This is a genomic window from Xanthomonas sp. A1809 (genome assembly GCF_017746015.1).
GTDB lineage: Bacteria > Pseudomonadota > Gammaproteobacteria > Xanthomonadales > Xanthomonadaceae > Xanthomonas > Xanthomonas euvesicatoria.
Genome location: NZ_JAGHWZ010000019.1, coordinates 84203 through 93406, shown reverse-complemented (window position 1 = coordinate 93406; position 9204 = coordinate 84203). Strand labels below are relative to the sequence as shown.

General features: G+C 57.4%; 7 protein-coding genes and 2 pseudogenes. 5 read left to right on the top strand and 4 right to left on the bottom strand.

Translation table 11 applies throughout. The features are described from left to right. Together J7396_RS20990 and J7396_RS20985 are read left to right on the top strand one after the other, a co-directional pair. A partial coding sequence (locus tag J7396_RS20990; RefSeq protein ID WP_209262049.1) for a hypothetical protein occupies nucleotides 1–268 on the top strand: 268 nt, incomplete at its 5' end. An 84-nt stretch (nucleotides 269–352) separates the two neighbouring features. Beyond that, on the top strand, nucleotides 353–682 hold the full coding sequence (locus J7396_RS20985; RefSeq protein WP_244669785.1) for a hypothetical protein: 330 nt from the start codon (nucleotides 353–355) through the stop codon (nucleotides 680–682). Between the two features lie 241 nt (nucleotides 683–923). Here J7396_RS20985 and J7396_RS20980 read toward each other — a convergent pair. Then, nucleotides 924–1588, bottom strand: a pseudogene (locus J7396_RS20980) (thermonuclease family protein). A 271-nt stretch (nucleotides 1589–1859) separates the two neighbouring features. Between J7396_RS20980 and J7396_RS20975 the strand changes: the two are divergent. After that, nucleotides 1860–2216 carry a hypothetical protein gene (locus J7396_RS20975; RefSeq protein WP_232350919.1) on the top strand — a complete coding sequence of 119 codons (357 nt, stop codon included), beginning with the start codon at nucleotides 1860–1862 and terminating at the stop codon, nucleotides 2214–2216. 213 nt (nucleotides 2217–2429) lie between these two features. Here J7396_RS20975 and J7396_RS20970 read toward each other — a convergent pair whose 3' ends face one another. Beyond that, nucleotides 2430–3536, bottom strand: a complete 1107-nt coding sequence (locus tag J7396_RS20970; RefSeq protein WP_209262048.1) for an ankyrin repeat domain-containing protein — start codon at nucleotides 3534–3536, stop codon at nucleotides 2430–2432. A gap of 123 nt (nucleotides 3537–3659) precedes the next feature. Between J7396_RS20970 and J7396_RS20965 the strand changes: the two genes are divergently transcribed. Then, nucleotides 3660–7109 carry a DEAD/DEAH box helicase gene (locus J7396_RS20965; RefSeq protein WP_209262047.1) on the top strand — a complete coding sequence of 1150 codons (3450 nt, stop codon included), beginning with the start codon at nucleotides 3660–3662 and terminating at the stop codon, nucleotides 7107–7109. Between the two features lie 74 nt (nucleotides 7110–7183). Next, nucleotides 7184–8023, top strand: coding sequence for a hypothetical protein (locus tag J7396_RS20960; RefSeq protein WP_033485489.1), 840 nt, complete (start codon nucleotides 7184–7186; stop codon nucleotides 8021–8023). 56 nt (nucleotides 8024–8079) lie between these two features. Here J7396_RS20960 and J7396_RS20955 read toward each other — a convergent pair whose 3' ends face one another. Together J7396_RS20955 and J7396_RS20950 are read right to left on the bottom strand one after the other, a co-directional pair. Further along, nucleotides 8080–8313 carry a hypothetical protein gene (locus J7396_RS20955; RefSeq protein ID WP_039444760.1) on the bottom strand — a complete coding sequence of 78 codons (234 nt, stop codon included), beginning with the start codon at nucleotides 8311–8313 and terminating at the stop codon, nucleotides 8080–8082. A 155-nt stretch (nucleotides 8314–8468) separates the two neighbouring features. Beyond that, a pseudogene (locus J7396_RS20950) lies at nucleotides 8469–9138 on the bottom strand (hypothetical protein). Between the last annotated feature and the right edge of the window lie 66 nt (nucleotides 9139–9204).

Here is a 9204-nt window from a genome sequence, read left to right as displayed (position 1 = left end):
AAGGTCAGGGCTAATCAGGAAAGATTTTGGCCTGTCCGCCCCTGAGGCGGCCCAGGAAGTGGACACCGTGATCGCCGTGGTCAATACATGGCAAGATCATTTCCGCCAGGCACAGGTCTCAGATCGAGATATTAGGGAGCTTTCGAATCAGATTGATGGTGCGCCGCTGCGCAGTCAACGACAAAATTTTAAAGCATCGAGCTTTGTGGCTCGCAAAAAAGCAAGCCGCAAAAAAAATCCCTTTGCTCCGGAGCAAAGCGCGTCATAGCATCCCTCTCAGGAAACTGCGGCTTCGCTTACGTCCCCACGAACGTGCTTCCCACGCCTTGGCACGTCGATTCGCATCCCGCCAATGATGCTCTCGGATTACTGGCGCGAAGAGACTTCCAAGCTTTTGCTTCCGTACCGATGGATTAAGCTTATTTCCTCATCAGCCGGTATTGCTGCCTCGGGGGTTTATCTCACACTGACACTATTTCTCGTCGGACTGTTGGCAGCGGTCCTGCGTCTCCTTGGTCCGGTATCGCGCGGCGATTCAGAACTCTGGGAGAAGGGCGAGCGGAAGATCCGAGGCCACATCATCGCCAGCAGCGCTGAACTGATCGCCATTTATGACACTGACCTTCATCAGGTCCGGACGCTGGCTCGTGGTGACTGGGAAATTCGACGGGTGACGCCATGAAAGCCGGTGTCAGGAGCGCCTAAGGAACCGAGCATCCTCTGCGCGGAAACGGACCGGACGTCTATCCTTCCCTACTTCACATCGTCCGAGACGGCGCTGCCTGTTCTTGCGCTTGCTTCTGGGTCATCCCACCTGCTGCTGGCGCACTTGGTCCTGCTTGATGACCTCCGCCTGCATCACGTTCTGCTCCGCAGGCTGCCGGGCTGCTTCCAATCCATCCAAGTGGGCAGACAAGGGTATGTCAGCGCTTTGCTGGCTGCCACCCTGCCCGCATGGCCTCCTCGGGGTTACAGAACATGCGCTCACCATGGCTCAGGTCGATGCTGGTGCTCTCGTAGTTCCGCTGACCGGGCACGTGGTAGATCTTCTTGCCCTGGCGGGAGATGTTGCCCTTGATGCGGCATCCGCTGGACCCGGGTGGCGCGGTCACCTGGGCCTGGCGGACGTCTGGTCCCGCTTGCTGCGCCGGTAGTCGGCAGGCATCTGGAAGGGCCCCTGCCACACGTTCCGCCGCTGCTGCTTCGCGTTGGCCTCATCTGCGATGAACGCTGTGGCGTATTGCCGATACGCGACCGCCCAGCCCGAGCGCACCATCCAACGGTTGACGGATTGTCCTTGGACGAAGCACTCCGCGACTACCCGGCCATAGCGGTCCGTGTCCTTGGCTTGGCAACGAACGGTCTTGTCCAACAGAAAGTGATCCAGCGCGGCGGCGGACCGTCGACCACAAGGCCAAGAGAGCCCATCCTGGGAGGTGCACTGCTGCGTGCTCTCCGGGGCGTCGATGCCCCATAGACGGATGCGCTTTTTCGCTACGGTGAGCGTATCGCCATCTGTGACGGTCGCGCGCCCAACCAGCTCTGCGGCTCCCACTGACGATGTGGCGAGCACGACAACCAAAAACACCAAAGCTCCGAACACCTACACCACTTCCTTTCAAGACTGCCCTGGACTTGGTGCCAGGTCGCAACAGGTCGGGCACTTTAGCGGGAAGGGGCCAGGAGAGGGAGGGCTATGCCCACAGCATTCAAGTTCATCGCATCTGGTGCGCATCTCAGCCTTGGATTGCAACGCTGTGGGACACTCAGGCCATCTTCGGAGCCGTCCAGCCATGCAAATCGAACCAAGAAAAGCTGCCCTGACCTTTTGGATGAGAGTGGAAGCACTTGCAGCACTGATGGCCATATCACTTGCCGGGTGCGCGGCAGGTGGCCCAGTCGCAAGGCGCCCCATCGAAGGCCCCGTGCGTCTGGGAGAGATTGCGGCAGTTGATGGCCCCAGGGTGCGCCCCGATCGCGTCATCGAAGACAGCCGCTGCCCGGCCAACGTTCAATGCATCCAGGCTGGACGGTTGGTCGTTAGGGCGACCGTGCTTGGTGGCGGCTGGTCCAAGGAGATGGACTTCACGCTGGGTGTTCCGGTCTCAGTTGCCGATGGCATGTTGACGCTGACCGATGCTACGCCCATGCCCATCATTGGGGAGATTGCCGCATCCGCCGCTCGCTTCACCTTCAAGTTTCAGGGCGGCCGTTAGGTCCCACCTCGGATAAGCAAAAGGGTGGAGCCCTAGCTGGGCGGCACTCCTCATTGCTCAGCTGGATTTCGACAAGCACCGTCATCCCAAGGCCACAGATCAATTCGCAATCACGCGCTTGCTCTATGTCTCAATCAGCCGGCCCCAAAAACCAAAGCGCCAAAGCCTCCCTCCTTTTGCACCAGCTTTTTCGTGGGCGTTTTGCATCGCACCTCACAAAGCGCCAGCATCGCAGGTGACTCTCTGATCTAACTGAAAGCGCACGCTACGAGATGAGTTCATCATTACCGGCTCTGACGCACCGCTTTGCGCAGATCTCTTGCGCTCGTTGCTTTGAAGCTCTCTGTGCTGCTTCGCTGCATCAACTCTTGCAATCGCCTCATCAAGCTTGGCTTCAAGCTCTTCATCTGCGAATAGGTCCCGCACATGATCTAAGTTCACCCGTCGAACCAGCACATCCGCCACTTCATCGTGCCCGTTTCGAAGTGCTGCAACCAAGCCGCCTTCCGGATAGCAGGCCTTGTTCGCGAACTCTAAGATCGACTTGACGACTGACGCATTGCCAGCGCTTGCCGCAGTCAGCATTGCTCTCCGACCAAAGTCGCGTGGTGCACGCCCTGTTCTAACGATTGCCCAAAGCAGTGTCCGAACCAGTTGTTCATGACCTTGGGCAGCGGCAACATTCAGCCCTAACGAGAAGGTGTCTTCGGGGTCAGGAAGGCCAGCTTCGATCAGGAACTCAACGACTTCAGCACGATTGTTCTTCGCCGCCTCCTCAACGCCATATTGCGCGCAAAGAATTTTGGACGAGAACGGCAGCAGATGCTTGACCACATCCAAGTGGCCTTCCCTGCAAGCAGCAAGGATCGCGCGGCTGCCGGCTGCTTTGGCATCCGAGCACAACAGCAACTGGAAAACGACATCGGCGTGGCCGTTGAGCGCTGCTACAAACAAGGCTTGGGAGTCGCCTTGCAGCGGATTACAATCTTTGAGCAGGAGCTTGACGCACTCCACGTGGCCGTGTCTTGCCGCCGAGCAGAGTGCTTCGTCATCCTCTGCATCGCAAAACGGGATGAGCGTTCGGACAAGCTCGGTGTTCCCAAATTTGGCGGCGGTCACCAAGGGCTCACTCTGCCATGAGGGCTTCAATAGCGGCAACAGATGTTCGACGACAGCCTCCTGATCAAGTCCAATCGCCTCCACGATGGACGCGCGAGCAGCTTCATCGACATCGGGTTGCGCTCGACAAAGCTTGGCAGCTTCTGCTGTGCTATTGGACTGGATGGCTTTCTTAATCTTCTGCCTGAATGATCTTTTCATATCTACCCCTCTTGTCAAGATAGGGCAGCCAGGCATTTCGTCAAGGCACTCTTCCTCCAAAGCCTTGCTAGCGCCAAAGCTTGTCCTACACTGCATGGGTAGCCCGCAGACCTGAGCCCACGGATGAGCCGCCCACATCTATCTAAATCCATCGACCAGCTCGAAGAGCTTTACGCTGCATCCCTTTCGGACGAGGCCACGCTTGCCGAACTCGCGGAGGAACTTGGCTTTCGTCGAACTCCGCGTGCCAAGGAGCTTGCTACTGAGGTGGTCAACGCCTTGGATCGCTACCGGGCACAGGCCCGGGCTGACGACGCGCACAAGCAGGCGCCGCCTGGCCGACCGGGCGACCCAACCGAGCCAACGCGCCCCCGTCCTCGTCCTGAGACGAGCAATACAACGGAGCATCCACCTGGGACCACCATCCCGGTGCCTGAATTCAAACCGGTGAACTACACCAATCGCGTTCCGGACATCCTTGATGCTTGGTCAGCTCTGGAAGTGCTCTCACCCACGACCTTCAAGCGCCGAGCAGAGCTTGCGAGCAACATTCCGCAGAATATCGTTTCGATTGGACCAGGGCTGCCTTGGGATGGCGGCTCCGCGCGCTCTAAGCCAAACTTCAAGGTCTACTTTCACATCGTCCTCGGAACGCTTGCCGCTGAACCTGCTTTCGGCAAGCTTCTGACGCGCTTTCAAGACGCACGCCCCAATCCGCCCAACATCAAGGGTGAAGTCGTTCTGGCGTCGATCCTGGTCGACAAGGACGGACTGCTGGCTGGCGACATGCCAGTGTCCCTCTCGGCTTTTGGCTGGGGCTTACCCGTTGCGCTCGAAGGCTCGTTGCACGATTTGGCTTCCTGGACGAGGGAAGAAGGCCGCCTGATTGAGGGCCTGACCAAACAGCTTCGCCCCAATCCAAGTGGGGCAGATACTCCGATCGCTTACACCACGCTTCAAAAGGCGTTTTCTTGGCTGGTGCAAACCCTCGGACTTCCTGCCGATCTGGTGCAAGGCCCGCAGTTTGCTGTGGCTGCCTACATCGGCTTTCGAAGCAGCCTCGTCCCGGATCCGCTGCTGCTCAACAGCTTCTTCTTGCGCGACTTAGCCCAAGCTAAGGATCGCGCGATGCGTCAAAAGCTTCCGCCCGCATTGGCGCGCTTTTTGGGGCAGACCAAGCCATCGGAGCGGCATGATCTTTTGCATGACCCCCAAGCGCTGGACCAAGCGTTGTCGCCTGCCATTGCGCCCCTTGGGCGCTGGGTCACTCCACCTAACCAGCGTCCGGCGCTCTTACAGCAGGTAGCGGTAAACCTAGCCTCGCAACTGCCTAGGACGAGCCCGCTGCTTGGCGTCAATGGCCCGCCTGGCACGGGCAAGAGCACGCTACTGCGCGATGTCGTGGCCGATCAGCTGACGCGTCGGGCTGAGGCCATGTGTGCCTTCGATGATCCCAAGAAGGCCTTCAAATCCTCATGGAGCAAACGCATCAAGGGCGAGACCCAAGAGCTTTTCGCGCCGGATCCATCGCTTCGTGGCTTTGAAATGGTCGTGGCAAGCTCGAACAACAAGGCGGTAGAGAATGTAAGCGAAGAGATCCCGGCTCTCAAATCGATTGCCTCCGAAAGCACGCTTCGCTACTTCGAGCCGTTGGCAACCCAACTGCTTGGTAAAAACGCCTGGGGCCTTTCCGCAGCTGTCTTAGGCAATGCAACCAATCGCTCGCGCTTTCGGAAAGCGTTTTGGACTGAGTCGCATCTTTCGTTCAAGACCTACCTAGAACGCGTCAGTGGCGTCACGCCGCGCCAAGAATCTGACCCCGAAGGTCTGGCTGAGCTTTGCCAAGCCCCCTCAAATCCAGCTGAGGCACTGACGCGTTGGCAGCAAGCGAGGCAGCAGTTCCAGACTTGCTCAGCGCGAGTGCGCGTGCGCCTGACAGAGTTGGAGTCGCTTCGACAGGCGCTTGGCGCGCTGCCTTCTCTGCGGGAGCGCGAGCAACATGCCTCGCGGCAAAGGACCGATGCTGAGCGAAGTGCTGCCGTAGCTATGGAGTCTTCGCAGACAGCGCAATCGGCATCGAGCGATAGTAGGAGACAGCTTGAAAGCAGCCGGGAAGCACTGAGCCAACACGAGCGAGGACGTCCTGCACTGTTTGCCCTAAAGCGCTTGTTTGGTTCGAGCAGCTCTAAGCAATGGGAAGCTGCACATACCCCTCTTGCTCGCGCGCATGCTCAGGCAGAAGTTGCCTACCGGAAAGCAAAATCAGAAGAAGATGCGGCACTCGAAGCATCTGAGCAAGCGCACGAAGCTTCCCGAAGTGCCACCGCATCTCACGCCGCAGCAAAGGCTGCACTGGATAAGGCCCTTGCTCTATGCGGAAGCATTCAGGTGGGCGACGGTGCTTGCGTGCTTGATGCGAGCTTCCACCATCTTGAGCACGGCGCGAAGAATTTGGCGTTGCCTTGGCTGGATCGGCAGCTTCAGGCCCAGCGATCCGAGCTATTTGAGGCCGCAGTGGCTGTCCACCGCGCGTTCATCGATGCGGCAGCCTTACCACTCCTTCGCAACTTGAATGGCCTTGTCGGCGGCAACTTCAAGCTGGGCGCTGATCGCAAGCACCTGGCAGCAGATCTTTGGGCAAGCCTGTTTCTTGTGGTGCCGGTTATTTCCACTGCCTTTGCGTCAGTCGAGCGTATGTTCAACCAGCTTCCTGACGAGAGCCTAGGTTGGTTGCTCGTCGATGAGGCTGGCCAAGCAACGCCTCAGTCGGTTGTTGGCGCGTTGCTTCGCACCAAGCACGCGCTCATTGTGGGCGACCCATTACAGGTAGAGCCTGTGGTGCCGCTGCCACCCGTGCTCACGCAAGCTGTGATGCGCGAGTTCAAGGTTGACCCGGATCGCTTTGCTGCTCCTAACGCTTCTGCTCAAACGCTTGCTGACGACGGAAGCTTGCATTGCGCGCGCTTTGAGACCACCTCGGGTTCTCGCGCAGTTGGCGCGCCGCTTCTGGTCCACAGGCGCTGCGCCTCGCCGATGTTCGATGTCTCTAACCGAGTTGCTTACAACAACCTCATGGTTCAAGCCAAAGTGCCTGAGGCTTCGGTCATCCGGGATGTCTTGGGTCCATCGCGCTGGATCGATGTTCGCGGAAGTGGACGCGATAAGTATTCGCCTGAGGAAGGCGAGCAAGTGGTCGCGCTCCTGCGGGCGTTGCACTCAGCCAGCATCGATCCTGATCTTTACATCGTCACGCCATTTGTCGTGGTGCAGGACGAACTTCGAGACTTAGCCCGTCGCTCGGGCTTGCTCAACGGCTGGGTGGACAACCCTTACGAGTGGACCAAAGAGCGCATTGGCACCGTGCACACAGTCCAAGGCCGGGAAGCGCAAGCCGTGGTCTTCGTATTGGGTGCTCCGCAGTCTTCCCAGCACGGTGCGAGAGGATGGGCTGGATCGACGCCAAACCTCCTCAATGTTGCAGTCACGCGCGCCAAGGAGGCGGTGTATGTCATTGGTAATCGATCGCTTTGGTCAGGAGCCGGGCATTTCGCGATGCTGGACCAAATGCTTTGACATACGACTAAGGGATTTTTTAGGCAATACATCCTCTAATGACGCCTCCATCGACCTGAAACGGAGCGGCACACGTGACCGAGTTAGATAATGTTGAGCGCTTCAAGCTTCGTAACCGCGTCCTTCTAGATGTTGAGGCTGAACTCACGGACGACGACAAATATCATGTGGGGCGCTACAAGCTCTATCGCGCCATAAAAAACCATATCCCTAGACTACCCTCAGCCCCTTACCATGACCCTCTTCGGGATTTGGCAAGCCTCCCGGGCGCCGCCATGGTTTTCAGCGAATCCTTAGGCCGCGCTCTTCGCGAACTTGCGAACCATATCAACACCTTTGGGTCCATGATCAGGAAACTTGAGGCTTGGGATCTGGTAATCGAACACTTTGATAACAACCAGATATTTTCCCTGTCGCTTGAGCACATTGAGCCTTTGGCCAATCTCGCAATATCAGCGACCCAGTCTATACGAGGCCAATTGATCTTCGCAGTTGTTGAATGCGGAGCGTTGGCTAACTCGTTTTTAGGAAAAGAGCATGGATGGGAGGGAAAGAGCCATGTCGACATGCTCGTTGCCAAGAAAGTTGCGGGTCACTGGTCCGCATGGCCCGCAATGGCCGCAGCTCTCTCAGATCTTCAAGTTGAAGAACTAAACGAAGCCAGTAGTAATTTCAGGAATGACTATCAGCATGGGGCTCCGCGATCATTGATCATCGGGGTCACAACGCGCACGACTTGGATAGACCATGGAGATGGGAATCTGGGATGGGGCATCGGCAACGAAGACCCCATAAGATTGAAAGAGATCATCCCTCATCTTAAGAGTGCACATTCTAAAGCCCTGAAAGCTTTAGATGCCTTCCACGAACTCTCCAAAGAATGGGCTGCTGCTATGCCGCCCATTCCCCAATGATGATCAAATTTTTGGACTAGACATGGCACAGTAGGGGTTAGAGGTCACCATGATGACTACAGATCGCCAATGTCGGGAACCTCGTCTTCGTAGTTGCACGCAATCAGCTTGCCGGTGGCGTCTTCAATTCGATCAATCTTCGGTTCATTGAACCAATCTTCAAACGTGAATTCGCTATCGGCAACTGCATCAACGTCGCATTGGGCAAGCGCCTCCTGTGGCGAGCTTGCTTCGACTGTCATGTAGTGGGCGACTTGGACAGTCGCATTGATCTCGATGATGTATTTCATGCTGCTCTCCGTGTTGGCGCCGCGCCAAGCCTCGGAACGCAATCTATGCACCGCACGCGCGCCGCTAAAGGACGAAATCGCCCCTGATCGCTGAACAAGCGTTCATCCGTCGCCGGCAATCCTAGCGGCGAGATGCATTAGGCAGTCAAAGCTCCTTAGAGCGACTGACCGCGCTGAGTGGGCTTCGTGTCTTCTTCCAGCTCTTGGCGATCCAGCAAGGCCATCTGGGCTGCATGGACCGTCATCAGATGCGAGCGGTAGGCGTTTCGCCAACGCTTCTTCTCGCCAATTGACTGCCAAGGTAGCGCCAAGGCTTCATCCATGGTCAGAGCCACCACCGTTGCCCCATCGCGGAAGGCTTCTTCAATCGCACTCATGTCGAGGTCCGTGATCCCCGCGTGCGAGATTACGCTCTTGATTTTTTTCTGAGGACTCGCGGATCACAATGAAGGGAAAGCCCTTCCGCGTTCGGCCAAACTTGCCTGAGATGCGCTCCTGAATCCGCTCTCGAGCTTTGGTGACCTGGGCATACCACGTCAGCAAGTCCACCTTGGTGATGGATCTTGGTGTGCTTTTGCTCGCTGCAAAGGGATTGCCATGCTCTCGTTTGAGCTTGTCGAACTGACGCCTTGGGATGCCAAGGTAAAACTCTGCCATGGCTTGGGTGAAGCGCGTCGTGCTCGGTGAGCGATCAAGTCGTTGCTTCAGGCCATCGAAATCCTGGCTGGTGATGATGGCCTCGCGCTCATCGCGCTTTGCGATGACTTCAAGCGCAGCGCGTAAAAATCCGTCTTCGAAGCTTTCCGCCTTGCTGATATTTGTCATCCAAACCGTCCTTCGTTCAAGTCTCACTGCAAGCAACTTGCACCGCAAGCTTGCCACTCATCAGCC